Source organism: Chryseobacterium vietnamense, assembly GCF_031454475.1.
Lineage (GTDB): Bacteria > Bacteroidota > Bacteroidia > Flavobacteriales > Weeksellaceae > Chryseobacterium > Chryseobacterium vietnamense.
On the sequence record NZ_JAVDQX010000001.1, the window covers coordinates 1,829,648 to 1,856,228 of the forward strand.

Sequence of the window (26,581 nt, forward strand, 5' to 3'; positions counted from 1 at the left end):
ACTTTTTCAACAGCAGCTAAAAACATACCATAAATACACCATTCCATGAAATTTAAGATTCTTTTAGCATTAATTTTTGTGAACCTTTTGCAGGCACAAAAATTTTACTTTCCAAAGACCGCTGTAAATGACTCTGTTATATTGGAAAAACAGATTCCCGGACTTGCTCAGCAGATCATTCCTCAGCTTCAGTCCGCAAAGTATAAACCGGAAAATACGGTTGATCTTATGGATAATCTTTTCCGTTTGCAGATGGTGGCTCAGGATTATAAAAATTCATTGACTTCCCTCTCAGAGAACCGCAATCTGTTTGCCGATAACAATATGGGTGGATACAGATTTATAGGTCTTGAGTTGTACGCTTTGGCTAAAATGGAACAAAAAGAAACTAATTCTTCCTTTCCGAATGCCCTTCAGAAAGTATTCAACCAAAAATATGAAAGTCTTCCAGAAAAACTGATTCCAAGGCTTGGGCTCGCTCTTGACGGAGATGTGAATGCATCAAGAAAACTGTTGAAGAGTCTGCTGGATAAACAAAAAGACAAGGACAGCATTGATTACAGAACGGCTTTGGCATTATGTAAAAATTATCTGAACTATAAAACGTATTCCAACATCAAACCTCAGGTCATGCAGCTGCTGGCTTCCAGAGACAAGGAAAAATTCATTACTGAAACCCAAGATCTTAAGATCAACGGGAATACTTTAACGATTACTATTGTTCGTAAAAAGGAGAATACTTCCCCACTTCCTGTTATTTTAACCAATAATATCTACGCTGGTCCTTTTGATGAGTTTTTTGGGAAGAGAGCGGCTACCTATAATTATGTGGGAGCAGTAATCAATACCCGGGGTAAAAGAAACAGCAATGACGTGAATAATCCTTTTGAACATGAATCGAAAGATATTTATGAAGTGATAGACTGGGTAAGCAAACAGCCCTGGTGCAACGGAAAAGTGGGAATGATTGGCGGAAGTTATTTAGGTTTCAGCCAGTGGGCAGCCGTAAAAAAAGTTCATCCGGCATTAAAGACCATCGTTCCTCAGGTTGCCGTAGGTATCGGGATTGATTATCCTGCTCAGAATAATATTTTTATGAGCTATATGTTGCAGTGGATTCAGTATGTTACCAATAATAAGTTTACAGATGAGGCAGATTTTGCCAATGCTGTAAAATGGGATTCTATTTATACGAAATGGTACAAAAGCGGTAAATCATTCAGATCTTTAGACAAAATAAGCGGAAAGCCGAGCAAAATATTCCAGCGATGGCTGGATCATCCTGGATATGATGAATTTTGGCAGAAAACGGTTCCTTACAAAGAGGATTTCTCTAAAATTAACATTCCTATTCTGACTACAACGGGATATTATGATGATGATCAGATTGGTGCGCTGTATTATTTTAAACAACATCATTTATACAATAAAAATGCAGATCATTATCTGGTTATAGGTCCTTACAATCACGGAGGTGCACAAAGTTTCGGATTTACTTATGTGAATGGTAACCCTATTGACCCGGTGGCCAGAATAAGCATTGACGATCTTGCTTTCTCCTGGTTTGATTATATCCTGAAAGGAGGTAAGAAGCCGGAAATTTTAAAGGACAGAATCAATTTTCAGGTGATGAACACGAATACCTGGAAACATGTTGCTGATCTTGACAAAATGCATAATTCTTCTTTGAAATTCTATCTTCAGGACAAGAAGAACACTTCTTCAGTATTTAATAAACCCCAAACTAAAAGTTTTACAACTCAAATTGTTGATTTTAAGAACAGAGATCAGAAAGACATTTATTATAAAGTCAGCAAAAAAGACAGCATAAAAATGACAAATTCCGTTGCTTTTGAAAGTGAAGTTCTTGACAAGGATATGATCTTAAGTGGAAATCTCTCTGGTGTATTTAATGTTTCCATCAATAAAAAAGATTTTGATACGGACACTTATCTGTACCAGATTCAACCGGATGGGAAATCTTCGCTGCTGTCTACTCATATTGTGAGAGCCAGCTATGCAAAAGACAATGAAAAAAGGCAGCTGCTTGAGCCCAATAAAATGGAACAAATTCCTATTAACAATTCCTATGTGATGAGTAAAAAAATAGAAAAAGGAAGCAAACTCCTGCTGCTGGTTGGCGTTAATAAAAATCCTAACTGGCAGATCAATTATGGTTCTGGCAAAGATGTAAGTGATGAAACCATAAAAGATTCCGGGGAGCCGCTGGAGGTAAAATGGTACAATGACAGCTATGTGGAGTTACCTGTTTATAATGATTAAAAACCTTTATTTCAGTAAATTTCAGCAGGCTTTAAACAACAAAAGGGTTATTTCATCCCTTAATGATAAAAATTCTTAATTTAGTCGGCTAAAAATAACCCATGAGCACTCAATGATCAGGAACATATTTCGATGTGATGCTTTTTCAGTGGCTCAAAAAATACCATTAATGAAATTTAAGATACTCTTAGCATTAGTTTTTGTCAATCTAATGCAGGCCCAGAAGTTTTACTTTCCGAAAACAGCGACAACAGATTCTGTCATTCTTGAAAAACAAATTCCGGAACTCGCTCTAAAGGTGATTACTGAACATCAGTCTTCTAAAAATAAACCGAAATCTACCGTCACATTTTTAGACAACCTGTTTCGTTTACAACTCGCTGCAAAAGATTATAAAAATTCTATTACAAGTTTAGCTGACTACCGTAAAGAATACGCAGATCATAATATGGCAGGGAACAAATCTCTTGCTTATGAAATCTACAGCATGGCCAAACAGATGGAAAAAGATAAAAAAATCTCTTTTCCCAATGCCCTTCAGGCAGCATTTACTACAAAATATGAAAGTTATCCTGATCCGCTGATTGCCAAGATCGGGACCATTCTGGATGGTGATGTAAAGGAATATAAAAAATCTCTGAAAGCAGCTCTTGATAAGCAAAAAGATAAGGACAGTATAGATTATACTTCTGCTCTTGCTCTATGTAAAAATTATGTCAATTATAAAACTTATTCCAGCATCAAGCCTCAGGTTATGCAGCTGTTCAAAGTAAAGGAGCAGGAAAAATTCATCATCGAAAGCAAGAACCTTACCTTAAAAAACGGAACAACACTCACGATTACTGTTGTACGAAAAAAAGAAAATACATCTCCCCTTCCAGTTATTCTTACCAATAATATTTATGCAGGAGAACTTGTAGATGCAGGAATGGGAAAAAGAGCGGCAGTCTACAATTACGTAGGAGCTGTGGTTAATACGCGTGGAAAAAGGGGCAGTAATGACCCTAATAATCCATTTGAAGATGAAGCACAGGACCTTTATGAAGTCATAGACTGGGTAAGCAAACAACCGTGGAGCAACGGTAAAGTAGGAATGATAGGTGGAAGCTATTTAGGATTCAGCCAATGGGCAGCAGCCAAAAAACTGCACCCGGCATTAAAGACCATTGTACCTCAGGTATCTGTAGGAATCGGGATAGATTATCCTGCTCAAAACAATGTCTTCATGAGCTATATGATGCAGTGGATCCGCTATGTTACCAATAATAAGCTGACTGACGAAGCAACCTTCACCAATTATCCGAAATGGGATTCTGTCAATACAGCGTGGTACAAAAGTGGCAGGTCATTCAGAGCTCTGGATTCGATCAGCGGAAAGCCTAATAAAATTTTCCAAAGATGGCTGGATCATCCCGGTTATGATAAATACTGGCAGAAAATGGTTCCTTATAAAAAGGATTTTGCTAAAATAAATATTCCCGTTTTAACAACTACAGGCTATTATGATGCTGATCAGATCGGAGCCATGTATTATTATAAACAACATCACAAATACAACAAAAATCCTAATCATTATTTAGTGATCGGACCATATGATCATGCAGGTGCTCAAAGTTATGGATACAACTATGTCTATGGTTCCGGAAGTATCCTCATAGATCCCGTAGCCAGAATAAGTATTGATGAGCTTGCATTTTCCTGGTTTGATTATATTCTGAAAGATGGCAAAAAGCCGGAACTTCTAAAGGATAAGGTCAATTTTCAGATTATGAACAGTAATACATGGAAACATGTTCCCGATCTTGATAAAATGCATTCTTCTACTCTTAAATTTTATCTTCAGGATCGTAAAGACGGTTCTTCGGCTTTTGAGAAACCCAAAACCGAACAATTTACCAAACAGACCATTGATTTTAAAGACAGAGATCCGAAATATCTTTACCATAAAGTAAGCAAACAGGACAGTGTAAATGTAACCCATTCTATTCATTTTGAAAGTGAAGTCCTGGACAGAGATATTGTACTAAGCGGAAATTTATCCGGAGTATTCAATGTTTCTGTTAATAAGAAAGATTTTGATTCCAATACCTTATTATATCAGGTACAGCCGGACGGTAAGACATTTTTACTCTCTACGCATCTTACAAGGGCCAGCTATGCAAAAGACAATTCCAAACGTCATCTTCTTAAGCCTGGCAGAAAGGAGCAGATCCCGATCAAAAACTCATTCTTTATGAGCAAAAAAATAGAAAAGGGAAGCAAACTGGTATTATTGGTAGGAGTTAATAAAAGTAAAAGCTGGCAGGTCAACTATGGGACAGGAAAAAATGTAAGTGATGAAACCATAAAAGATGCTGGTGAACCTCTGGAAATAAAATGGTACAATGACAGTTATGTAGAAATACCTCTTTATAAAGATTAACATCCTTTGTTTGAGCATTTTTATTCAAATGTTCTTAACAACTGTTAACATCAAGATAAAAAATCATTACATTTGCTTTTTTTCAAATCAAATATAGTTATTGAATGAGTCAACTTTTTAGAAGAAAAATCTATTCAGATACAGATACTTCAACTGGACTTTTAAGAGTCTTAGGTGTATGGGACATTGTATTTTTTGGTATTGCGGCTATCATTGGAGCTGGGAGTTTCAGCAGTTTGGGAGAAGCCGTTTTCAGAGGTGGCCCCGGTGTTATCCTTCTATATTTGATTTGCGGTTTTGCCTGTGGGTTTACCGCTTTATGCTATGCTGAATTTGCCAGCAGAATTCCAACCGCGGGTTCTGCCTATACGTATGCTTATGCTAGCTTCGGAGAGCTAATCGCATGGGTTATTGGCTGGGCCTTAATCATGGAATATTCTTTCGGAAATATTTATGTAGCCTTTTCCTGGTCGGATTATTTCACCAGTTTCTTAGGACGCCTCGGAATGCATATTCCTGATTATCTGACCTGCAGCTATACTGAAGCCAGAAAAGCTGTTCAATATGGCTCAGAAAACAAAGAACTGCTAAATGCATGGAAAACCGCTCCGTTAATCGGAAGTTTGAAATTCATTGTAGATATTCCGGCATTGGTTATCAATGGTTTAATTACATGGCTTTGTTACGTAGGAGTAAAAGAAAGTAAAAACTTCAATAACTCTTTAGTTATCTTAAAACTGGGAGTGATTCTATTGGTTATACTGGTTGGTTTTGCTTATATCAATACTGAAAACTGGACTCCTGTAAGTCCTGTAACCGGGACACCATCCTTCATGCCGAATGGTTTTGCGGGAGTAATGAGTGCCGTATCAGGAGTATTCTTCGCTTATATCGGATTTGATGCTTTAAGTGTACTTTCTGAAGAGACCAAAGATCCACAAAAGACTTTACCAAAAGGAATGATCATCTCTCTTGTATTGTGTACAGTGATCTATATTGCTTTAACACTGGTATTAACAGGAATGGTAGATTACAAAAAATTTGATGGTGTAGGAGATCCCCTTTCATTCATATTTGAAAAAACAAATGCTAATGTGGCCTGGATGGAACTTGTAGTATCCTTCGTTGCCATTGTTGCCATTACCACTGTACTATTGGTTTTCCAGATGGGACAGCCGAGAATCTGGTATGCTATGAGCCGTGACGGACTGATGCCTGCAAGGTTTCAAAAGGTACATCCAAAGTATAAAACGCCTTCATACGCAACTATTGTTACGGGAATTGTGGTAGGTATTCCTATCCTGTTTACAGATAAAACGTTCATCCTTGATTTTACAAGTATCGGAACTATTTTTGCCTTTGTACTGGTATGTGCCGGAGTGCTGATGCTTCCTGCAAAAGAAAAGATTAAGGGCAGATTTCACCTTCCTTATGTGAATGGTAAAATCATTTTTCCTGTTATTTTCATTGGTAGTTTATTGGTTTTCTACAAATGGCAGCCAGAGTTTTTTGACAATCTGATGAACTGGTCAGATCCTAAAGAAGGAGAATTCAGGGCTTCTATTTTCTTCTTTATTATCATCAACCTGATTCTATGTGTAGTAGCTTTTATCAAGAATTTATCATTAATTCCATTGATCGGATTAAGTTCATGCCTGTACCTTCTTACAGGAATGAGCCATGAAAACTGGTTTTGGTTCGGAATGTGGTTCCTTGTGGGTATGGTTATTTATTTCTGCTATGGATATAAAAACAGTAAGCTTGGAAAAGAACTAAAGAATAGCTAAGAAAGCAACTAAATAGTTACAAAAGGGCAAAATAGCAAAGACGTTAAACCTGAGGGAAAGACTGATTTGTTATTTTGCCTTTTTACTTTTTAATTCTTTGATGAAAATCGGCAGAATTATTGCTTTACCACCAGGAGAATCAATAAACTAGACCGCCATGACTGAAAGAATCAAAACATACAGAGAATTTTACCAGTTTTATCTTACTGAACACAGTAAAACAGGAACCCGCATATTCCATTTTATAGGAACATTTCTCGTATTTTTCGTTATAGGGTATGTCATCAGTTCCGGAAAGGAGCGATTTCTATGGTACATCCCGATTGTAGGCTATGGATTTGCCTGGTTCAGTCATGCTGTGATTGAGAGAAATAAACCGGCTACTTTTAAATATCCTTTATGGTCTTTAATTTCAGATTTCAGACTGTTTTTTGAGCTGCTGATCGGTAAGCAGAAATTCTTTACGTCCAATAACCAGCCTCAAAAGCAGGAATAGCCTTGAGTTTCTTTTCTTTTTTTAGTTTTGAAGACGCAGAGCATTCCGACTTCGCACAATGTGAGATTTTCAGCAAATGATGATATGATTTTTCTCGTAGATTGTGGAGATTTCGCAGATTTTTTTTAATAATATCTGCCTGGTTTTCAAGAGCTGTAGAGGATATTAAAGTTTAGATTCCTTGCTCTGCCCGGAATGATAAAACAGAGTTTTGAAATTTTATCAGAGATAAAATCTTTGCGCCTTAAAAGCATTCCTTCTAATAATATTTCCAGCCTTTACTTTTCGATTGAGATTGCTTCACCTTCGGTTGGCAATGACTATAATTCAGTAGGGTTTTGTTTGTTTGGGTGGAGCTTCTTCCCTATCATATATCCTATTGAAGGCAGAATAAATGACAGTACAACAGGAAATAACAATGCTATGCCTGAGCCCTCAAGAATAACTGTTAAAGGAAAAAGATAGCCATTATAAATGATGAACGCCAATGTAAAAAGAAAACTGTCACTGTTGCTCGTAGAAAGAATATTAAAATCACTTCCAAAATGATCAAACAACCCCGAGCAGACGAATAAGAACACATTCACGAAAAACATCCACAAAATGGTTCTGTAGATCATTCCCTTTTTTGCATTCAGATATCCGGCGAAGATCAGAAACAGAGATAATATTCCGGAAACGATATAATCCAGTCCTGAGACATCAACCTCACTTCCCGTTCTTCCAAAGAAATACATGGCATACAATATCAGATTCACGAGATAGATGACCGTTACATAATTCATAAGTCAAAAAATTTTGTGTTTACGGTTAATATTGTTTTTCAAGTATATCGTAATGAACTGTGTTTGCAATTTTTTCAGCGAATGCATCTCCATTTACTTTTTTCCGTTCAGGAATATAGCTTGAAAAGGTTATAGTATCATCTTTATTGATTGTTACTTCCACTTCTTCAAGGATATTCTGCTCATCCACATAAAACTGGATTCTGTTGTCTACAATCCTCCAAAAAGAAAGTCTGGGTTCGGAAGGGCTGCAATCCCCTGTTGTTCCTTCCACATAATTATAAATGGCAAAACCATCTTCTCTGATGGCATAATTTCTCATCAGACGGCAATTATCAAATTGTTTTACTACTTTCTTTTTATTTTCATAAAATCCAGCTTCCTTTAGTTTCCAGAATCCTGTAACATTTTCTTTGATTAATTTTTGGGCACTGACCATAGAAACGGTCATAAAAGAAGCAAGAAAAAATATCCTATACATCAATGAATTTGTGTTTTTTATTTTAAATGAATATCATAATGAGTGAGTATCTTCGGGCGGCTTCGCCGCCCGAAGATACTCTAAGCTTTAAACCTTAAACCTTTGAACCCTTAAATTTAAACTTAAAGAATTCTATTTGAATTTCTTCTTAAAGCTGAATTTAAGCATATTCATAAGTCCTGGTTCAATGATGTCAATTCCCAGTCCGAAATTACTATCTGCAACGGTATGATGGTCTGTTCTGAACTTTTCAAACTCACTTTGCGGAATTTCAATATTGATCAGAGGATTGTATTCAATGTATACACTTGCCCCATTTTTGTTTACTTTTTTTCGGCTTTTATAGTCAAAATACGGGTTGGATATCGTACTTTCCTGAACCGTATATTTCTCTTCAACATCAATTTTCTGGTCCGTCTGCAAATTGATTTCATATTTTTCACTGTCGAAATTATGCCAGAAAGGCAAATCTTTATGAATGAAATCTCTAGCACTCGCCTTTACAACATTTCGGTCAAAGTACATCAGAAAACGGTTTTTCTGCGGATCCACAAAATAAGGATTCTCAATAGTTGCAGTATATTGAATCTTCACCTCATTCAGCCTCTTGTCATCACTTACTACATCAATAGCGGCATCTTTGAATACGTTTCTTACATCAGTACCATTACGGTCACCTGAATAATTAAGCGCATAAAAGAGGAAACTGTTCCAGCTGTCTATGATTTCTCTTTTGTTGGTACTTTTAAAATACCTTCTCATTGCATTGGCTCTGTTTCCTTTGTAAGTTGTTGACAGAGTAAGTTTTCCGGTATTGCCCTGTGCGGTTAAATCGACTCTTTCATTAATGCAGAAATAAGGGAATTTATAAGATTTCCTTACCTGAAGCTCCTGATCCTTCTTCACTTCGAGATAATGCATAAAATAGATAAATCCTCTGTTTTCAATCAATCCGAATTCATCACGGATGGTTGCGTCAATAAAGTATTCTTCACCTTTATAATTCACTTTTACCACAACATGATTGAAACTTAACAGTGATGGCAGATAATATTTAATATAATAATCCGTATTAAAATTTACCAGCACTACAGATGCATCTACTCCTATATAATCAAGGATCACCTTCAATAAAACCGACTTTGCCTTGCAATCTCCCTGTTTATTTTCATAGGTTACTGATGGCTCCTGTGGTTTATGACCATTCATTTCATCCGCATTGAACACATAATAAATATGGTTCTGTACATATTCTATGGCAAACTGTAGTTTTTCATCCTGATCAGCAATGGCATCCAGTTTTTCAACCAGATTCGGAGCAAAATCCTGCAAAGAGGATTTATTAAAAATCTCCTCATAGAAAGGGACAATATAGTTGGAAAGGTCCTTCCAGTTGCTTTCTGTAGCAAAGTCTACATAAGGAAAAATTTCACGTCCGGAATCCACAGGATTGATGTAGTTTTCTTCTTCAATGACAAATCTGTCTCCTTTTTTCAGATGGTTTATCTCCGGCTCAAGAACATTTCCCTGTTCATCTCTGAAAAATGTCTTTTTGTAGGCAATAGTCTGTTCACGTTCGTTGATGAATGTAAATTTAAAACTGCCATAGGCCCAATAATTATCAGGACTTACCCAGACATATTTTGAAAATTCCTTTCTCAGAAAATCGCGGTCTGTAAATTCTTTGATCCTTGAATCTTCCAAGATCAGAACATCATACAGCCTGAGATCTTTGATGGTAATATTGATTTTTTTATTACTGCTCAAAACTCCTCCGCTGCTCTGATTTTCACTGTCAAGAACCTTAATTTTCGTATCCGGAATCTTATCTATCAGTACTCCGTCTCTCAACACGCTGATTCTGTGAATCTGATAGACTTCATTTTCCTCCACAATCACATCAGAAACAGATGCTCTTTCCAGATTTCCAGGCTCGTTCAGAGTATACGCCATACAGACATACTCACTGTTTTCCGTATTGCTTGTATAGTATTTTTTGTCTAAAAAATAGCAGTAATCCCGGCCTTCATCAATTTGTTTTTTGGCAAATTCGGAATCTTTGATGCGGTCTTTTATTTCCTCATCCCCAATATTTCCTGCCCACATTTCAGGTTTTTGAATCCTGTAATTTTCAACTTGCATTTGATTATCCATATTTATTATAAGAATTAATTTGTGGTTAGTGTTTAAGAAATTCAAATTAAATAATTAAAAAAGTAAAAAACAATAGCAGAAGTACTACAAATAAGGATTTTTTTTCGGCATAGTAATTGCGAGGTATGGGGAAAATCAAGTTTATGAAAAGTATAGCAACAATTCTAAAAGGGGCAGCACCCGCATTAGCATTATTCGCAATGACGCAATGTACAACCACAGCCAATGCATCAGCAGGTGATGAAAAAACCTTCATCGTAGGACCACAAACAGCAGATTGTACAGGCGTAGCTCCTATGAAATGTCTGCAGGTAAAAGAAAACACTTCCGGAAACTGGACGAATTTCTACAGCAATATCGAAGGATTTACTTATGAACCGGGATATGAATATGTTTTAAAGGTAAAAACAGAAAAAATTGCCAATCCGCCAGCCGATGGATCTTCTATAAAATACACTTTGGTAAAGCAGGTTTCTAAAACAAAAAAAACTGAAATGGCAGCCAATGAAAAAACCATTATCGTAGGACCACAAACGGTAGACTGCTCTGCAGGAGCCGGCCGTATGAAATGTATGCAGGTAAAAGAAAGTGCATCTGAAAGCTGGACCAATTTCTACAGCAATATTGAAGGCTTCACTTACGAGCCGGGTTACGAATATGTTTTAAAAGTAAAAACAGAAAAAATTGAGAATCCGCCGGCAGATGCATCTTCAGTCAAATATACACTGATAGAACAGGTTTCTAAAACGAAGAAATAATACATGAAAAACGCTTCTGAAAATTCAGAAGCGTTTTTATTTTGCCGGAGGCTGGAAGAATGAAGTCAGAAGTACTTTTGGACGATCAGGAAAAATCAGCAAATGATTCATCTCTAATTATCTATTCCTTTCTTCTTACTTCCCGTGTATCTTAAAATCCGGTTTCTTTCTGAGGTGGATCCGGATATTTTCCTTTTGTAGCTTCTCCTACAGTATTTGCGGTGGTCATGGCCACTACAAGATCATTAAGCATTCCGCTTGCTGCAGTAGGTGAATTGGGAAGAAGTACAAGGTTACTTCTGTTGCTTGCTCCTACAGAATGTAAAGTATCATAATGTTGTGTTACAACAATAAGAGCTGATGCTTCATGAGAATTGATATCCACATTATTCAACATTCTTACAGACTCTTCAAGTCCTTTTGCAATTTCTCTTCTTTGGTCGGCAATCCCCTGCCCTTGTAATTTTTTAGATTCTGCCTCTGCTTTTGCAACCGCTACAATACGGATTCTTTGTGCTTCAGATTCATATTCTGCAGCCGTTTTTTCTCTTTCTGCAGCATTAATCCTGTTCATCGCATGTTTTACCTGCTCATCCGGATCAATATCGGTTACCAAAGCTTTGATAATATCATATCCGTAGCTGTTCATTGCTTCCTGAAGCTCACTTTTCACAGCAATAGCCACATCATCTTTTCTTACAAAAACATCGTCCAGTTTCAGTTTTGGAACTTCTGCCCTCACCACATCAAACACAAATGAAGTAATTTGATTTTCAGGATTTTCCAAACGGTAATAAGCATCTCCCACCTGACTTCTGATCACCTGATATTGAACAGAAATTTTCATTTTGATGAAAACATTGTCTAATGTTTTTGTGTCAATCATGACGTCCAGCTGCTGAATTCTCAAATTCAGTCTTTTGGCAATCTGATCTATGATGGGCATCTTAAGATGAAGGCCGGAATGTTTTACAGCCTTGAATTTCCCAAAACGCTCAATAATCGCTGCAGTTTCCTGTTTAACGACAAAGAACGAAGCGAATAAAATGATTAGCCCGAAGAAAATAACGGGCGCTAAATATATTCCCATAGTTTTTAATTTTATAATAAGTCGTCACACATCCTGTTTTGTTAAAACTTTTTTGTGGGCGTTGTTTAAATATAAGAAAAATAAATATAAGATCCGGAATATAACCCTCAGAAAATCAGACACAGCGTTATCAGATTATTTTTAAAACTATTCTGAAAAACTCTTACTTTTGAATATTCATTACACATCATGGTTAATTCTAAAGAAATATTAAAGGATCACATCTCTAAATTCACGACTCTTACTGAAGAGCAGTTTGGCTATGTTTTCGAACATTTTAACCTGATTAGTTTAAAGAAAGGACAAAGTCTCATCTCTGAAGGTGATTTTGTGAATCATGAATATTTTGTTCTGGAAGGCTGCCTGAAAGCTTTTTATCTGAATGACAGTATGAAAATGTTTATCCTTCAGTTTGCCATGCCCACGTGGTGGGTAACAGATTTTGATGCACTTTACAGCCAAACAAGGGCTACCATTAATGTAGACTGCATTACCAATGCTACTATTCTTTCTATCTCCAATGAAGACAGGGAAAAAATCTGTAATGAAATTCATGAAGTTGAACATTTCTTCCGATGGAGAACCAATAAAGGATACGTAGCCGCCCAGAAACGGTTGCTTTCTTTCATGAATAATGATGCTAAATTCCGGTATGAAGAACTTCTATCCATGTACCCTCAGTTGTACAACCTGGTTCCAAAACATTTGATCGCTTCTTATCTGGGAGTAACCAGAGAAACTTTGAGCAGACTCCATCAATAATCAACCTTAAAAAAAGATGGGTCTCCTCCTCTATTTTGTGAGGTACATCACGTAACTTTTTCTTTCGATCGGCTGAACTTTGTGTCAATATTTAAACCCAATAATAATGGACACAAAAAACTTTAAAGTCAATGCAGAAAACAGTACTATTGACTGGATCGGAAGAAAAGTAACCGGCGCTCATAACGGCACAATTGGTATCAAAGAAGGAAACTTCATATTTGAAGAAGGGAAATCTCTATCAGGAAAGTTTGTCATTGACACCCGTTCTGTCAAAATCCTTGATATTGAAGATGCCGAAACCAATGCACAGTTTGCCAACCATCTGGCTTCCGATGATTTCTTCAATTCGGAACAGTTTCCTGAAGCTTACTTCGAGATCACTCATACGGAACCGGGTGATGAGAATCTTTATTATGTGAAAGGAGATCTTACGATAAAAGATATTACTCACCCAATCAATACCAGCCTGGAGATTGTAAAAACAGATAACACAGCTGTTTTAAAAACAAAGATCGTGGTTGACAGAACGAAATTCAACATTAAATTCAGGTCTTCCAATTTCTTCACCAATCTTGGTGACACCTTGATCTACAACAATTTTGACTTAAACATTCATCTTGTTGCGGAAGCTTATTAATTCTAACCTTAAAAATTGACATCATGCCATTCATCAAAGTAGAAGTACTTCGCGAAGATCTTAACCGCGAAACAAAACAACAATTAATCAGAAAAATAAACGAGGCTGTAACTTCAGTTTTGAATAAGGATCCTCATTTAACTCATATTGTCATCAATGAAATTGAAGATGATAACTGGGGATATGCCGGAGAACAGGTTTCAGTATTAAAAGAACAGGGATTTTCAACAGAAAAAAAATAAATCAGCAATGAAAAAACAAACCGTCATTATAACAGGAGCTTCTTCAGGAATAGGATTGGAAACCGCCCGTTATTTCTTAGACAGAGGAGACAATGTCATCATCAATTCACAAACTGCATCCAAATTAGAGGAAGTGTTTCATGAATTGGGAGCGGGAGAAAATCTGGCCATGGTTGCCGGAAATGTTTCAGAGAAATCAACAGGAGAAGCATTGGTAAAAAAGGCACTTGAAAGATTTGGATCAATCGATGTTCTTGTCAATAATGCAGGCATTTACGAGAATAAACCTTTCCTTGAAGTTACAGAAGATTATCTGGACCGTTTTTTAACAACGAATTTAAAAGGAACATTCTTCACTACGCAGGCTGTCATTCCCCAGATGATCAGACAAAAAGACGGCGTCGTGATCAATATCGGAACACCATTGGTATATCACGCAATTGCTGAATCTCCTTCTACAGCACCTATTTCGAGTAAAGGAGCTATCCATGCTCTGACATTGCAACTGGCTGCCGAGTTTGGGAAAGATAATGTCAGAGTCAATACGGTTGCCCCAGGATTGATCAGAACTCCGATGCATGGTGCAGATCTTGACAATAATGCAGGAATCCACTTAATCAATCGTATCGGTGAGCCGGAAGAAGTTGCTCAGATGATCCATGCGATTGCCAAGAACAAATTAATTTCCGGAGCCATCATCAATGTAGACGGTGGGATGGGTGCCGGACATCATTTATCATGAAACTATCATTAATTATAGCATGGCTGTTCAGCTTTCCGTTGAACGGCCATGCGCAAAATATAAAGAATATGAAAAATAATCAGACCTCAGAAGCTGAAATAAGGAATGTTATAGAGCATTATTATTTCAGAGGAATTAATGAAGGGAATACTGAACTTCTTACCAAAGCTTTTTATAAAGGCGCATTGCTTTTCGGAGACGTCAATGAAGTTCCCTATTTCAAAACTGCAGAGCAATATATTGAAGGTGTTGGAAATCGTGTAAGTCCACAGAAATCCGGCAAAGGATTTAAAGCTGAAATTATTTCAATAGACATTATAAATTCAATTGCTGTTGCGAAATTAAACGTGAGGATGTATGATTTCAATTATTATAATTTCATAACTTTCAATTATATAGACGGACGATGGCTGATTGTTAACAAGACATTGACCCATGTACAGCCTTAATTCAATTTTTAATGAAAACCAATACCATCATGTGGAATAAAAATAGAATTACAGATTTATTAGGAATTGAATATCCTATTCTGCAAGGTCCTTTTGGTGGAGGACTTTCCACCGTAGAACTGACAACAACCGTGAGTAATCTTGGCGGATTGGGAGGTTTCGGAGCGTATACTCTGTCACCACAGGAGATCTATGACACTCACAAAGCCATACAGTCCAAAACGGACAAACCTTATAATCTTAATCTCTGGGTAAGTGATCACGATATCATTAACGAAGAATATACAAAAGAGCAATATCAAAAGGCGGTTGAAACTTTCAAACCTTATTTTGATCTTTTAAACACGGCTATTCCTGGCCTTCCACCCTCTTTTGAATCGAGATTCCAGAATCAGCTGAATGTTATTTTTGATATTAAGCCTAAAGTTTTCAGCTTTATGTTTGGACTGTTGAATGAAAACCTCATCGAAGATCTTCATCGTCAGGGAACTATTGTCCTGGGAAATGCAACAACATTGAATGAAGCAATTGCACTGGAAAAAACCGGAGTGGATATCATTGTAGCTTCCGGCTTTGAAAGCGGTGGGCACAGACCTTCGTTTCTGGATCAGGCTGAACTTTCTACAACAGGAACTTTTGCTTTGATTCAATTAATTAAAGATAGTGTAAAAATTCCTGTGGTAGCTGCAGGGGGAATTGCCAACGGCCGTGGAATTGCGGGAGCTTTCAAACTGGGCGCTGATGCGGTACAGATTGGAACGGCTTTTCTGGCTACTGAAGAATCCGGAGCTTTACCCCTACACAAAGAGTTTTTGTTTTCTGACGCGGCTCAATCCACTACTCTTACCAGAGCGTATACCGGAAGATTGGGACGTGGAATGACCACAAAAATATCACGAGATGTATTGGCTGCCACCGACAAAACATTACCATTTCCTTTGCAGACGCATTTTATGGGTGAATTAAGAAAGGCTGCTTTGGAACAGCAAAAGAATGAGCTGGTGTTTTTCTGGGCAGGTCAGATTGCTCCGCTTTTAAAGCATAAAAAAGCCTCCACTTTAATGAAATCATTAATCGAAGAGGCTTCTGAATTATTGAATACATAGAATTTACACGGTCATTCCGATGTCTATTCCTTTAATTTTTCTATATAAATCGGTAGCATAATTATCTGTCATCCCGGAAACGAAATCAATGACTCCGAGAACTTTCTGATAATCGGTGCCGTCATTGTAAATAAATTGCTTTGGAATGAGTTTCAAAGCTTTTTCATCATATGATTTTCTGCTGTCTTTAGGCTTCAGAATAGAAGGTATAAAATGATCCAGTAATTCATACATTACATTATATCCGGCATTTTCAATTTCAACAACGGCTTTGTGATTGTAGATTTTTTCTACGGAGAAACCTGCAATATCCTGAAGTGCCTTATTTTCACTTTTATAGATATCAAGTAAGCCGTTACCAAGATTTCCTTCAAGGATAGTTCCGAAGTTATGTTTGTACATCTCAATAGACTTATTGATTAATGCATTGATTACTTTTGCTCTTAAATATGAAATCTGTTCATTTTCATTGGAGATAGAGCTCAGCTTTGTTTCAATTCTCTGAACATCATCAGTCTCCGATTTTACCAGCTCGAAAAATAAGTTTTTACAGTCTGCAGTTGAAACAATACCCAATCTGTGAGCATCTTCCATATCAATAATGTTGTAGCAGATATCGTCAGCTGCTTCTACCAGCCATACAAAAGGGTGTCTCTTGAAAATATGAGGTTCCTCACTTTCAGAAATAAGCTGGGTTCCTTTGGCAATTTCCAGAAATATATCTTTTTCATTCTGGAAAAACCCGAATTTCTTTCTGTGAATGATTCCTTTCTTCTTTGCTACTGCTTCACATGGATATTTTGCAATACTTGCCAGCGTGGAAAATGTCAGCTGAATACCTCCGGCATCTTTTCCCTGCTGTTGCTGTGCCAGCACTCTGATGGCGTTGGCGTTTCCTTCAAAATTAACCAGATCTGCCCATTCCTTTTCATTGAACTTAGATTTCAGATCTCTTTCATTTCTTTCAAAATAACTTGCAATGGCATCTTCACCGGAATGCCCGAATGCAGGGTTACCCACATCATGACATAAACATGCAGCAGCAATTACATTTCCTAAATTATAGAGATAAAAATTCTTTGAATCTTCAGTCAGGTCATTTTTAAAATCTTCAGCAATAAATTCACCGATAATACTTCCCAAACTTCTTCCTACGGATGATACTTCTAAAGAATGCGTAAGTCTGTTGTGTACAAAAACACTTCCCGGAAGAGGAAAAACCTGTGTCTTATTCTGCAGCCTTCTGAAGGCAGAAGAGAAGATAATTCTGTCGAAATCCCTTTGAAAATCAGTTCGTGAAGCTTTGGTCTGTGGATTGTTTCCTGTACGTTGATTGGTGAAAATCTGGTTTAAATTCATCATTTTTCAAAATTACTCCAAATTTTAATTGTACGGAATAGTATTTAGATTTTTATTAAACAGATCTGTCATTCAAAAAATCTATTATAGTAAACGCTTTTCAGGGATCGGAAAGATTAAAGAAATACTTTACATTTGATGCAACTAATACAACCGGAGAATACTTATCATTCTTCTTTTATCCAAATTTTAAAATTCTTTTACAATGACGGACAACACATGGCTTAACAGATGGGACGAAAGGTACAGCAGCGAAGAGTTTGCGTATGGAACAGAACCCAACAATTATCTCAGAGAACAATTATCACAACTAACTCCCGGAAAAATACTTTTCCCTGCGGAAGGAGAAGGCCGGAATGCGGTTTTCGCAGCCACACACGGATGGCAGGTTTCAGCCTTCGATATCAGTGCCAATGGCAGAAGTAAAGCATTACAGCTTGCAGAACAACTGGGAACCACCATTGATTATCAGGTGGGAGAACTTTCTACTCTGGATTATCAGAAAGAACAATTTGATGCTATTGCTCTTATTTATGCTCATTTCCCGGGAGATATCAAATCTTCCATTCATCAGATGCTGAATCAATATCTGCGTAAAGGTGGTTTTGTTATTTTCGAAGCTTTCAGTAAAAATCACCTTGAATATATTGCTAGGAATGAAAAGGTAGGTGGCCCAAAAGATATTGAATCTCTATTCTCTATTGAAGAAATCAAGGCAGACTTTCCTGATTATCACATTATTGAATTAGCAGAAACAGAAATTGAGCTCAACGAGGGATTATTTCATAATGGGACGGGCTCTGTGATTCGTTTTGTAGGACAGAAATTAGCCTAAAGACATTTAAAACAGGTTTGTTTTGGGATAAAAAATTAAGATTTCAGATAGCTATGGAATATTATTTGAATCTTTATCCCAAAACAAACGTATGCCTGAAGGACCATCCATCATATTAATGAAAGAAAACCTGCAGCCATTTGCAGGACAGCAAGTGACAGAGATTTCTGGAAATGCCAAATTTGAGAAAGATTCTTTTGTTGGCCAAACCCTTCTTGAGATCCGTACTTTTGGAAAACAGACTTATCTGGTTTTTGAAAAAGCAGCGATCCGGATTCATTTATTAATGTTTGGTTCTTACAGCATTGATGAACAGACCAAGCCGGATAAAAGTTTACGTTTAGCATTGTTTTTTTCCACCGGGAGCATCTATTTTTATACCTGTTCTGTAAAGTCCGTAGATCTGGAATTTCTGTCTACCATTGATTGGGAAGCCGATGTAATGAGCGATCAATGGGATCCAAAAAAAACAGAAAAAAAGCTGAAATCGAATCCGGAAATGATGGTCTGTGATGCATTGATGAATCAGGATATTTTTTCGGGTGTCGGAAATATCATTAAAAACGAGGTTCTTTTCAGAATCGGAGTGCAGCCGGAAAGTTTATTGGGAAATCTTCCAGCCAAAAAAAGGAAAGAGCTTATTGCTGAAGCCAGAAATTACAGTTTTGACTTTCTGAAATGGAAAAGAGAATTTGTGTTGAAAAAACATTGGCTGGTTCATACGAAATCTGTATGTCCAATTTGTGGACAAAAGCTGGTTAAAAAGCAAACCGGGGTTGGAAAAAGAAGGAGTTTCTTTTGTGAAAAGGATCAGAAACTTTATTAGATCAATATTATTTTAAGTTTTAGCTGAAGCCGTTGAAAGATTTGATTTATTTAAAGGGGTTGAAGCTCGTTTCAATTGAATCATAATATTCTATTTTTCCCACTGATTACACAGATTTTCACAGATTTATTGATTACCTGAGTGATATTTATTATTACTCATTGCTCATTACCTATTACTCATAGATCAGTCTGAATTGAGAAGTCCTCCCGCAAATCTTGTGAAAAATTCGGATCTGTACACTTCTCCAAGAGGAATCTCAGAATCTTCAATGTAAATATTATGATTGTCAAATGAGTCTATGTAATTCATATTCACCACGTAGGATTTGCTGACTCTGATGAAGTTTTCACCGGAAATTTTCTGATGGATCGTTTTTAAATTCATTGCGGTAATAAGTTTCTGTTGCTTTGTATAAATAACTACATAGTCTTTAAGTCCTTCTATGAATTTGATATCTGAAAAACTGATTTTATAGAATCTCCGTTCTGCTTTAATAAACAAAAAATCTGCAGTATTGGATTCTACCGTATTTTTTACGGTATCTTTAGACAAAAGCTCAGTATAAAGTATCGCTTTATCAATTGCTTTTTCCAGCCTTTGGGGATCAATAGGTTTCAGAAGGTAATCAACAGCTTCCAGTTCGTAGCTCTTCAATGCATATTGGGAATAGGCAGTAGTAAAAATGATCAGTGATTTTTTGGGAAGCATTTCTGCAAACTCAAGGCCTGTCACCATCGGCATTTCTATATCCAGGAAAATAAGATCTACATCATTATCTTTAAGAAATCCGAGGGCAGACGGTGCGTTGGAAAATTCCCCGAGGATATCAATACCGGAAATTTCAGTAACTAAGGATCTCATCTCGGATCTTGCCAACGGTTCATCATCAATAATAATACAATTCATCATACGGGAATTTTTAAATTGACATCATATTCTACTTCTCCTGATTTTATCTGAAGATCAAAGGTCTCATCATAGAGAAGCTCAAGCCTTCTGGTAATATTGGCAAGCCCAAGCCCGCTGTTTTTTTTGTCGGAGACTGCATAACCGGCACTTCTTGAATTGACACATCTGAAATAAAGCTGCCTGCTATTGGTATTGATTTCTATTTTCACATAGGATTCTGCTCCACTTAGGTCTACACTGTGTTTCACCGCATTTTCTACAAAAGTGGTAAACAGATTCGGTGGAATGAATGTACTGCTCATTATTCTTTTCTCAATATTGATCTGAATATCAAAAGAGAAATTGTCACGTCTTATTTTTTCAAGGTTTAAAAAATTGGACAGAAAGTCGATTTCTGAAGTCAGCAGCGTTTTCTCTTCACTGTTTTCATACAGCTGATATCTGAGAAATTCTGAAAGTTTTACAATCACAACAGAAGCTTTAGCAGGATCTGTCCTGATCAACGCTTTCACATTATTCAGCATATTAAAAAGAAAATGCGGATTGATCTGATTTCTGAGCTCATTCAGTTCCATATTCAAAGTAAGATTGCTCAGCTCATTGATCCTTTTATTATCATTGATCCATTTTTGCAGAAGTTTAATTGTTGTCGTCGTCATGATAATCGGAATACACATCAGAACCCCTTCATAAATTCCTCCTTTTTCATTTTCTCTAAGAATATTCTTTACTCTGAATTCTTCGAAAAACAATCTGAAACCATATCCGATAAAATTGAGTCCTATTATTCCCATCAGAACAAGCAGAATAAGATAGGTGACATATTTTGTCTTAAAGAAAAAACGCGGAACCAATACATATATATTAATATAGACCATGGTGATCAGAATCGTATACACAAAAAATAAAACATAGTACTGATATATTCCCGAGTACCAGTGCCAGAACCTCGCACTATAGATCAAAATAAAAAAGAAGATCAGAAACAGCAGATGTCTTCGGAATCCATACTTCGCTTCCACCAAAAAATCCATTACAAAGGTTTCTTCAAATTTCCGCGGACTGTATTTCATAGGATAGGCTCATTTTATCATTAGCAAAAATAGACAATAACGGAAATTACGACTATTTTATTATACAAAACCTGTATTTTATTATACCAATTATGCTCCTCCGGGGTTTTGTATAAAATACCAGCCATTTTGTATAAAAACAAATTCACGTACTTCTTTTCTCTATTCCTTTGTGCTGTAAATGAACACCTATGGAATTAACAACTTTTCACGAACTGACTCAGGAAATATCACTGGAATGTTTTTTTATGACAGAATCTCAACAGGAAGAAAAAGTAATACAGCTTATTGATCTGCACCATTTTGTAGAATGTTTCGATGCAAAAATGAAAATTCTGAGCTACCTGCACCATTCCATTAATATTGTGGATCATGAGGGAGAGAAAAAAGGGATTTTGTTTTGTGACCTTAAACATTCTGCAGTGCCTGACAGCAATGCATCTGAAGAGTTCAGAAGAAGATACGGACTTTCAGAACTCTGGTTTGTTTTTGTAGAAGAAACATTTATTCCCGATACCGCCTGCTATACGGATGCTATTATTGAAAATAGTCTGGACATCTTCTATGATAGGATTTTTACATTCAGTTTTTTCCAATCCATTATTCAGCCATTAAAATAACCAACCCATGAAAACATTGAGAAGAGTACTTGTTCCTCTGGCAATACTTCCTTTTAAAAACATTATGCACGCCCAAAAAAAGGATAGTATCCCTTTGAAAGTCCGTGCTTTTTTTGCGGATAAAATTCCGCAATCCAGAAACTTCAATCTTGAATATACCCAGGTTACTCCGTCTTCTTTTTCTTCACAACTCCAGGGCAAAGACCTTCCGGATAACAAAGTAAAAAGCTTTCAGCAAATGAAAGCAGATGCCAATATTTATTTTATCAAGAACAGAAGCTGGCTTTTGAGCACAGCATTAAGCTACCGTTACACTTCCATCGGGAACGAAAATCCTGTAATTCCCGAAACTCAAAATGAAGAAAACTTTCATTATCACTCGGAAGCCATTAATCTGAGCTACTTCTCAAGGTTATTTAATAAGACGGCCATCTATTCTGCCACTCTTTCTACGGATGGAAGTGACCGGCATTTTGAAAGGATCAGAGGATTAGTAACCGCTTCATTGATTTTAAAGGTCACTCCAAAAACAAAAATGACCCTTGGACTGGCTGGTGTCATTTACTCAAGTTCTCAGATTCCTGTGCTGCCTATTTTCACTTATGAAAACAGATTCAATAACGGATGGGTACTGGATGTCCTTCTTCCGAAAAAGGTATTGGTAAGAAAAGATATTTTTTCCAGCGGAAGAATTTCTCTGGGAACGGAAATGGATAACAACTCATTTTATACTTACCATAATGATAATACTTATGAATTCAGACAGGTTGCACTCAATTCAGGAGCAATGTATGAGCATCATCTTGGAGGAAACTTCATAGGTATGTTCAAAACAGGAGTCAGGGCTAATATTAATTCCAGAGCATTTAATAAGCAGGATTCTTTTGATGAGTATATATGGAAAGGGACTTATAAACCTTCATTATACTTCAATGTTGGAATCTCTTATAATCCATTCGAAAGGAAAAGGGCAAAGTAATGGGTAAAAATGTTCACTGTAAAAGACAGTATTTTTCTTCTTTAAGTGTTTAACCATTCTTACAAATTACAATCAAAAACAGAGAAAAAGCACAAATTCAAAGATTCTCTTTCAGGAAAAATCTTATTACCTAACATGCAAATGATTTATGAAAATGATTTCAGGATATTATTAAGAATTGACAAAATAAAAGAGTATGTCTGTACCCAAACAAATATTTCAAACTTTTAAAACAAAAAAGCTTCCTTTAATCACCCGGTATCATATCTGGAATATGAAGCGAAAGAATCCAGAATATAGCTATTTCTTTTACGATGATCAGGATATAGAAAAGTTTCTCACAGAAGAATTTCCTCCCCAATATATTGAAACCTATCATAAACTGACTATTGGTGCAGCAAAAGCAGACTTTTTCAGGTATGCCATTTTATACAAAAAAGGAGGTATCTACCTGGATATTGACAGCAGTATTATAAAGCCGTTCCGAAAACTCATCAGAGAAAATGACGAAGCTGTGATCAGTGCAGAAAGACATGCAAATCTATATGTACAATGGGGACTTATTTTTAATAAAAATCATCCTTTTCTGAAGAAGACCCTGGAGCTGATGATCGATAATATTAACAACCACCGCTATCCTAATAATGTACATGCTACTACCGGTCCCACCGTATTCAGCAAAGGAATCAAACAGTCTTTAGCTGAAAATCCGGCTATACCTTTTACCCTGTTTGACGGGATTGAGTTCCGGGGATATTTAAAATTCAAATATAAGTTGGGTAAATTCTTTTTGTACAAAAAAAGATCCCAGCACTGGAAACAACAACAGATTCATCAAGACATTATTATTTAATGAGTTCCCATTTTTGAGAATACATTAATAATAATTACTCCAATCACAATCAGGGCAATACCAATAATGGCAGGCAAATCAGGAATCTGTTTGAATGCAATTACCCCAATCATTGTTATAAAGATAATACCTACGCCGGACCAGATGGCGTAGGTAATTCCCACGGGAATCTGGCGAAGGGTAAGACTTAGAAAATAAAAAGCGCAGGCATATCCGATGACTGTCACAACCGATGGCCATAGTTTAGAGAATTCTTCAGATTTCTTCAGAAAAGTAGTGGCAATAATCTCAAATATAATGGCCAAGGCGAGAAAAATATAACTGCGTCCCATAAATTCATTCTTTATACAATACAAAAGTAATAAAAGCCGTCGGGTAATTCAAAACACAGCATTCCCATAATCGTTCAGCAGACAGCTTTGCCATAGTTTGTGACATGAAATTATAATTCTCTATGACATGAAATGTGACAGCTGACAAAAATTCCGCCATGAAAATTGGTGCTAAAAATAAATTTTATTAACATAAAAATCTGTTTGAAGTGAAAAATTAACATCCAAAAATTACACTTTAAAACAATATTATGCTAAGCATTATTTATTATTTGTTTTATCAACTCCAATATAGAAGTCGATAAACGATTAACACATTCACACAATTTTACAGATAGAATAATAAAAGTATTAATAAATTCTCAATAATACATTAATTTAATATAAACAAAATTCACCAACAAACGAACCTACACCACCGTAATACACTGATAAACATCATAGTATTTTACTTTGGCACATGATTTGAAAGTAGTAATATTGCAATTGAAAGATTGATAAAAAAAAGTCAAATAATTAAAAATAATACAAAATGATAACTTATATCGGTATCGCAACAGGTCTAGTAGTAATCACTTCATATTTCATGACAGTAAGAAGAGAAAGAAACTAATCTTAAAATAAAACAAGCCTATAGAATATCTATACTAATTATATTGTTTTATGTTTTTAGTCTGAGAAATCGGATTGCTCTTTTACCATCGGGTAAAAGGGCCCAAAAACATAAGCAGAAAGATCTTAGTTTCATAACAAATTTTAATATCCAAATGAGAAAAGCCGGTCGCAAGTCTGGCTTTTCTTTTTTTATTTGGGGTCTTTTTCCCACAGATCTCACAGACTTTTACAGATTGTTGCTAATGCCAGCATCCATTCATCATTGATCATTCATTATCCGTTGGACCAGGTATTTATTATTTTTCAGGATTCTTTTTGACATTCAATAAAGCTTTATCTTTGTTATTCAATAATCCTTTTAATCGTCATTATGAATCTGTACAACCTCATTATCCAAGATAAAGAACAGGTAAACCTTAACGAGGTATTTCTCGATACCAGCAATAAAGAGCAGCTTGTACAGCTTATCAAGGAATATACTTATGTTAAAGAACTGCAGGAATATGGAGTGCCGGTTAACCATAAGATTCTCCTTGAAGGCAGCTCCGGATGTGGAAAAACAATGACAGCAAAGGCAATTGCTAATGCTTTGGGAAAAAATATTATAATTTTAAACCTTAGTAATATTGTTTCATCCCGTATAGGAGAAACATCCCAGAACATTAAAATGATTTTTGATAAAGCCGCCAGAGAAAGATCCGTACTTTTTCTTGACGAACTGGATCAGATCGGAAAAGCAAGAGGCAGCGATGACAAAGATGTAGGCGAAATGAGAAGATTGGTTAATACTTTGATTCAGCTGATTGATTATTATCCTGAGAATGCTCTTTTAATCTGTGCTACCAATCATCCTGAGATTATTGACACTGCTCTTTTAAGACGTTTCCAGTTAAAAATTAATTACGAAATGCCTTCTGCGGAGATTCTGGATACCTACTATGATCAATTGTTAGCTCAGTTTCCTGAAGATATGAGAACTGTTGAAAGGAAGTATTCCATTTCCTTTGCTGAAGCTAAAGATTATGCTTTAACGGCTGTGAAAGCTGCTTTAATCAAAAAACTGGAAGCCAAAGAAACCATCTCATCATGAAAGATGACATCATCCACAATCTCAATATCATTAATGAACGGATAAGAAAAGCCTGTGAACAATCCGGAAGAAACATTGATGAAGTAAGATTACTGCTGGCTACAAAAACGGTTTCTGCAGAACGTATCAGAGTTGCGCTGGAACGCGGACAGACGTTAATTGCTGAAAATAAAGTTCAGGAACTGAAGGAGAAATATGAAGATTTGAAAAGCATTCCTCATGAAAATCACTTTATAGGCCATCTTCAGACCAATAAGATTAAAGATATCCTGAAATACGATATTACCTGCGTTCAGTCTCTGGATCGACTGGAACTGGCGGAAAAACTTCATCAAAGACTTTTAGCTGAAAACAGAACGATGGATGTTTTAATTCAGGTTAATACTTCCAATGAAGAAAGTAAATTTGGTGTTGATCCCGATAAAGCTATTGAACTTATAAGAAAGATTTCCAACTACCCTACTTTAAAGATAAAGGGATTGATGACCATCGGTTTATTCAGTGCTGAAACAGAGAAAGTAAGAGCATGCTTTAAAATCCTGAAAAAGATTCAGCAGGATATCATCACCGAAAATATTCCTGGCGTAGAGATGAAAGAGCTTTCCATGGGAATGAGCGGAGATCTGGAAACAGCCATTGAAGAAGGCGCCACCATTGTACGGGTGGGAACAGCTGTTTTTGGAGCAAGAATCTACCCGGACAGCTATTATTGGGACGAAGGAAAGCCCTCATAGAACACCTTTTTAAAGTCTATAAAATCGGTATACTTTTTGATGTAAATATTTCATAACCAAACAAATATACTTATGGATAAAAAATTACTATCGGTATGTCTACTCATGACATTATTATTCTTTTTTTCATGTGAAAAAGAAAACACACAGATGAAA

General features: G+C 36.3%; 26 protein-coding genes. 18 read left to right on the forward strand and 8 right to left on the reverse strand.

Annotation, left to right across the window (positions count from 1 at the left end; translation table 11 throughout):
- Window positions 1-45 precede the first annotated feature (45 nt).
- From J2786_RS08215 to J2786_RS08230, 4 genes are all read left to right on the forward strand, one after another.
- Window positions 46-2,283, forward strand: a complete 2,238-nt coding sequence (locus tag J2786_RS08215; protein WP_310024671.1) for a CocE/NonD family hydrolase — start codon at window positions 46-48, stop codon at window positions 2,281-2,283.
- A 169-nt stretch (window positions 2,284-2,452) separates the two neighbouring features.
- Window positions 2,453-4,705 carry a CocE/NonD family hydrolase gene (locus J2786_RS08220; RefSeq protein ID WP_310024674.1) on the forward strand — a complete coding sequence of 751 codons (2,253 nt, stop codon included), beginning with the start codon at window positions 2,453-2,455 and terminating at the stop codon, window positions 4,703-4,705.
- Between the two features lie 104 nt (window positions 4,706-4,809).
- Entirely contained in the window at window positions 4,810-6,492 is a 1,683-nt protein-coding gene (locus J2786_RS08225) for an APC family permease (RefSeq protein ID WP_047433513.1), read from the forward strand.
- A 157-nt stretch (window positions 6,493-6,649) separates the two neighbouring features.
- Window positions 6,650-6,988 (forward strand): Mpo1-like protein, encoded by a 339-nt coding sequence (locus J2786_RS08230; protein ID WP_047433514.1) that lies wholly within the window; start codon window positions 6,650-6,652, stop codon window positions 6,986-6,988.
- Between the two features lie 320 nt (window positions 6,989-7,308).
- On the opposite strand, the gene J2786_RS08235 is transcribed toward J2786_RS08230, so the two are convergent.
- From J2786_RS08235 to J2786_RS08245, 3 genes are all read right to left on the reverse strand, one after another.
- Entirely contained in the window at window positions 7,309-7,773 is a 465-nt protein-coding gene (locus J2786_RS08235) for a hypothetical protein (RefSeq protein ID WP_047433515.1), read from the reverse strand.
- A 25-nt stretch (window positions 7,774-7,798) separates the two neighbouring features.
- On the reverse strand, window positions 7,799-8,254 hold the full coding sequence (locus J2786_RS08240) for a lipocalin-like domain-containing protein (protein WP_310024678.1): 456 nt from the start codon (window positions 8,252-8,254) through the stop codon (window positions 7,799-7,801).
- Window positions 8,255-8,386: 132 nt separating this feature from the next.
- Window positions 8,387-10,396 (reverse strand): hypothetical protein, encoded by a 2,010-nt coding sequence (locus J2786_RS08245; RefSeq protein WP_374710484.1) that lies wholly within the window; start codon window positions 10,394-10,396, stop codon window positions 8,387-8,389.
- A gap of 155 nt (window positions 10,397-10,551) precedes the next feature.
- On the opposite strand from J2786_RS08245, the gene J2786_RS08250 reads away from it, so the two are divergent.
- Window positions 10,552-11,166, forward strand: coding sequence for a DUF4377 domain-containing protein (locus J2786_RS08250; RefSeq protein WP_226798653.1), 615 nt, complete (start codon window positions 10,552-10,554; stop codon window positions 11,164-11,166).
- Window positions 11,167-11,317: 151 nt separating this feature from the next.
- On the opposite strand, the gene J2786_RS08255 is transcribed toward J2786_RS08250, so the two are convergent.
- Entirely contained in the window at window positions 11,318-12,256 is a 939-nt protein-coding gene (locus tag J2786_RS08255) for an SPFH domain-containing protein (protein WP_310024682.1), read from the reverse strand.
- 189 nt (window positions 12,257-12,445) lie between these two features.
- On the opposite strand from J2786_RS08255, the gene J2786_RS08260 reads away from it, so the two are divergent.
- From J2786_RS08260 to J2786_RS08285, 6 genes are all read left to right on the forward strand, one after another.
- Window positions 12,446-13,018, forward strand: a complete 573-nt coding sequence (locus J2786_RS08260; protein ID WP_310024685.1) for a Crp/Fnr family transcriptional regulator — start codon at window positions 12,446-12,448, stop codon at window positions 13,016-13,018.
- 106 nt (window positions 13,019-13,124) lie between these two features.
- A complete protein-coding gene (locus tag J2786_RS08265; RefSeq protein ID WP_310024688.1) occupies window positions 13,125-13,658 on the forward strand; it encodes a YceI family protein in 534 nt (177 codons plus the stop codon).
- A gap of 23 nt (window positions 13,659-13,681) precedes the next feature.
- Entirely contained in the window at window positions 13,682-13,900 is a 219-nt protein-coding gene (locus J2786_RS08270; protein ID WP_047433520.1) for a tautomerase family protein, read from the forward strand.
- A gap of 7 nt (window positions 13,901-13,907) precedes the next feature.
- Window positions 13,908-14,642, forward strand: a complete 735-nt coding sequence (locus J2786_RS08275) for an SDR family NAD(P)-dependent oxidoreductase (RefSeq protein ID WP_310024694.1) — start codon at window positions 13,908-13,910, stop codon at window positions 14,640-14,642.
- The gene (locus tag J2786_RS08280; RefSeq protein ID WP_047433522.1) at window positions 14,639-15,091 is read left to right on the forward strand and encodes a nuclear transport factor 2 family protein; all 453 of its coding nucleotides are present in this window, start codon (window positions 14,639-14,641) and stop codon (window positions 15,089-15,091) included. The genes J2786_RS08275 and J2786_RS08280 overlap by 4 nt, the downstream gene beginning before the upstream one ends.
- An 11-nt stretch (window positions 15,092-15,102) precedes the next feature.
- Window positions 15,103-16,197: an NAD(P)H-dependent flavin oxidoreductase gene (locus J2786_RS08285; protein WP_310024697.1), complete on the forward strand. Its 1,095-nt coding sequence runs from the start codon at window positions 15,103-15,105 to the stop codon at window positions 16,195-16,197.
- Window positions 16,198-16,200: 3 nt separating this feature from the next.
- On the opposite strand, the gene J2786_RS08290 is transcribed toward J2786_RS08285, so the two are convergent.
- Window positions 16,201-17,556, reverse strand: coding sequence for a deoxyguanosinetriphosphate triphosphohydrolase (locus J2786_RS08290; RefSeq protein WP_047435818.1), 1,356 nt, complete (start codon window positions 17,554-17,556; stop codon window positions 16,201-16,203).
- 205 nt (window positions 17,557-17,761) lie between these two features.
- Here J2786_RS08290 and J2786_RS08295 point away from each other — a divergent pair, with 205 nt between their 5' ends.
- Both J2786_RS08295 and J2786_RS08300 read left to right on the forward strand, forming a co-directional pair.
- Window positions 17,762-18,391 carry a class I SAM-dependent methyltransferase gene (locus J2786_RS08295; RefSeq protein WP_310024699.1) on the forward strand — a complete coding sequence of 210 codons (630 nt, stop codon included), beginning with the start codon at window positions 17,762-17,764 and terminating at the stop codon, window positions 18,389-18,391.
- A gap of 91 nt (window positions 18,392-18,482) precedes the next feature.
- Complete coding sequence (locus tag J2786_RS08300; protein ID WP_310024702.1) at window positions 18,483-19,217, forward strand: DNA-formamidopyrimidine glycosylase family protein; 735 nt, start codon at window positions 18,483-18,485, stop codon at window positions 19,215-19,217.
- Window positions 19,218-19,403: 186 nt separating this feature from the next.
- Here J2786_RS08300 and J2786_RS08305 read toward each other — a convergent pair whose 3' ends face one another.
- On the reverse strand, window positions 19,404-20,126 hold the full coding sequence (locus tag J2786_RS08305; protein WP_310024867.1) for a LytR/AlgR family response regulator transcription factor: 723 nt from the start codon (window positions 20,124-20,126) through the stop codon (window positions 19,404-19,406).
- A complete protein-coding gene (locus tag J2786_RS08310; RefSeq protein ID WP_310024704.1) occupies window positions 20,126-21,202 on the reverse strand; it encodes a sensor histidine kinase in 1,077 nt (358 codons plus the stop codon). The genes J2786_RS08305 and J2786_RS08310 overlap by 1 nt, the downstream gene beginning before the upstream one ends.
- A gap of 191 nt (window positions 21,203-21,393) precedes the next feature.
- On the opposite strand from J2786_RS08310, the gene J2786_RS08315 reads away from it, so the two are divergent.
- From J2786_RS08315 to J2786_RS08325, 3 genes are all read left to right on the forward strand, one after another.
- Window positions 21,394-21,822 carry a hypothetical protein gene (locus tag J2786_RS08315; protein ID WP_047433525.1) on the forward strand — a complete coding sequence of 143 codons (429 nt, stop codon included), beginning with the start codon at window positions 21,394-21,396 and terminating at the stop codon, window positions 21,820-21,822.
- 7 nt (window positions 21,823-21,829) lie between these two features.
- Complete coding sequence (locus tag J2786_RS08320) at window positions 21,830-22,801, forward strand: hypothetical protein (protein ID WP_310024707.1); 972 nt, start codon at window positions 21,830-21,832, stop codon at window positions 22,799-22,801.
- A 196-nt stretch (window positions 22,802-22,997) separates the two neighbouring features.
- Window positions 22,998-23,654 (forward strand): glycosyltransferase family 32 protein, encoded by a 657-nt coding sequence (locus J2786_RS08325; RefSeq protein ID WP_047433527.1) that lies wholly within the window; start codon window positions 22,998-23,000, stop codon window positions 23,652-23,654.
- On the opposite strand, the gene J2786_RS08330 is transcribed toward J2786_RS08325, so the two are convergent.
- A complete protein-coding gene (locus J2786_RS08330; RefSeq protein ID WP_047433528.1) occupies window positions 23,651-23,986 on the reverse strand; it encodes a DMT family transporter in 336 nt (111 codons plus the stop codon). The genes J2786_RS08325 and J2786_RS08330 overlap by 4 nt on opposite strands.
- Before the next feature lie 985 nt (window positions 23,987-24,971).
- Here J2786_RS08330 and J2786_RS08335 point away from each other — a divergent pair.
- Together J2786_RS08335 and J2786_RS08340 are read left to right on the forward strand one after the other, a co-directional pair.
- Window positions 24,972-25,691 carry an AAA family ATPase gene (locus J2786_RS08335; RefSeq protein ID WP_310024709.1) on the forward strand — a complete coding sequence of 240 codons (720 nt, stop codon included), beginning with the start codon at window positions 24,972-24,974 and terminating at the stop codon, window positions 25,689-25,691.
- The gene (locus J2786_RS08340; protein WP_310024711.1) at window positions 25,688-26,425 is read left to right on the forward strand and encodes a YggS family pyridoxal phosphate-dependent enzyme; all 738 of its coding nucleotides are present in this window, start codon (window positions 25,688-25,690) and stop codon (window positions 26,423-26,425) included. Before J2786_RS08335 ends, J2786_RS08340 begins: the two co-directional genes overlap by 4 nt.
- The last annotated feature ends 156 nt before the right edge of the window (window positions 26,426-26,581 follow it).

Coding starts and splice junctions, on each gene's coding strand:
- J2786_RS08265 (WP_310024688.1), top strand. CDS start 13,125: ATGGACACAAAAAACTTTAAAGTCAATGCAGAAAACAGTACTATTGAC.
- J2786_RS08275 (WP_310024694.1), top strand. CDS start 13,908: ATGAAAAAACAAACCGTCATTATAACAGGAGCTTCTTCAGGAATAGGA.
- J2786_RS08270 (WP_047433520.1), top strand. CDS start 13,682: ATGCCATTCATCAAAGTAGAAGTACTTCGCGAAGATCTTAACCGCGAA.
- J2786_RS08225 (WP_047433513.1), top strand. CDS start 4,810: ATGAGTCAACTTTTTAGAAGAAAAATCTATTCAGATACAGATACTTCA.
- J2786_RS08300 (WP_310024702.1), top strand. CDS start 18,483: ATGCCTGAAGGACCATCCATCATATTAATGAAAGAAAACCTGCAGCCA.
- J2786_RS08280 (WP_047433522.1), top strand. CDS start 14,639: ATGAAACTATCATTAATTATAGCATGGCTGTTCAGCTTTCCGTTGAAC.
- J2786_RS08315 (WP_047433525.1), top strand. CDS start 21,394: ATGGAATTAACAACTTTTCACGAACTGACTCAGGAAATATCACTGGAA.
- J2786_RS08285 (WP_310024697.1), top strand. CDS start 15,103: ATGAAAACCAATACCATCATGTGGAATAAAAATAGAATTACAGATTTA.
- J2786_RS08255 (WP_310024682.1), bottom strand. CDS start 12,256: ATGGGAATATATTTAGCGCCCGTTATTTTCTTCGGGCTAATCATTTTA.
- J2786_RS08325 (WP_047433527.1), top strand. CDS start 22,998: ATGTCTGTACCCAAACAAATATTTCAAACTTTTAAAACAAAAAAGCTT.
- J2786_RS08250 (WP_226798653.1), top strand. CDS start 10,552: ATGAAAAGTATAGCAACAATTCTAAAAGGGGCAGCACCCGCATTAGCA.
- J2786_RS08240 (WP_310024678.1), bottom strand. CDS start 8,254: ATGTATAGGATATTTTTTCTTGCTTCTTTTATGACCGTTTCTATGGTC.
- J2786_RS08295 (WP_310024699.1), top strand. CDS start 17,762: ATGACGGACAACACATGGCTTAACAGATGGGACGAAAGGTACAGCAGC.
- J2786_RS08310 (WP_310024704.1), bottom strand. CDS start 21,202: ATGAAATACAGTCCGCGGAAATTTGAAGAAACCTTTGTAATGGATTTT.
- J2786_RS08235 (WP_047433515.1), bottom strand. CDS start 7,773: ATGAATTATGTAACGGTCATCTATCTCGTGAATCTGATATTGTATGCC.
- J2786_RS08335 (WP_310024709.1), top strand. CDS start 24,972: ATGAATCTGTACAACCTCATTATCCAAGATAAAGAACAGGTAAACCTT.
- J2786_RS08220 (WP_310024674.1), top strand. CDS start 2,453: ATGAAATTTAAGATACTCTTAGCATTAGTTTTTGTCAATCTAATGCAG.
- J2786_RS08260 (WP_310024685.1), top strand. CDS start 12,446: ATGGTTAATTCTAAAGAAATATTAAAGGATCACATCTCTAAATTCACG.
- J2786_RS08330 (WP_047433528.1), bottom strand. CDS start 23,986: ATGGGACGCAGTTATATTTTTCTCGCCTTGGCCATTATATTTGAGATT.
- J2786_RS08230 (WP_047433514.1), top strand. CDS start 6,650: ATGACTGAAAGAATCAAAACATACAGAGAATTTTACCAGTTTTATCTT.
- J2786_RS08215 (WP_310024671.1), top strand. CDS start 46: ATGAAATTTAAGATTCTTTTAGCATTAATTTTTGTGAACCTTTTGCAG.
- J2786_RS08340 (WP_310024711.1), top strand. CDS start 25,688: ATGAAAGATGACATCATCCACAATCTCAATATCATTAATGAACGGATA.
- J2786_RS08245 (WP_374710484.1), bottom strand. CDS start 10,396: ATGCAAGTTGAAAATTACAGGATTCAAAAACCTGAAATGTGGGCAGGA.
- J2786_RS08320 (WP_310024707.1), top strand. CDS start 21,830: ATGAAAACATTGAGAAGAGTACTTGTTCCTCTGGCAATACTTCCTTTT.
- J2786_RS08305 (WP_310024867.1), bottom strand. CDS start 20,126: ATGAATTGTATTATTATTGATGATGAACCGTTGGCAAGATCCGAGATG.
- J2786_RS08290 (WP_047435818.1), bottom strand. CDS start 17,556: ATGAATTTAAACCAGATTTTCACCAATCAACGTACAGGAAACAATCCA.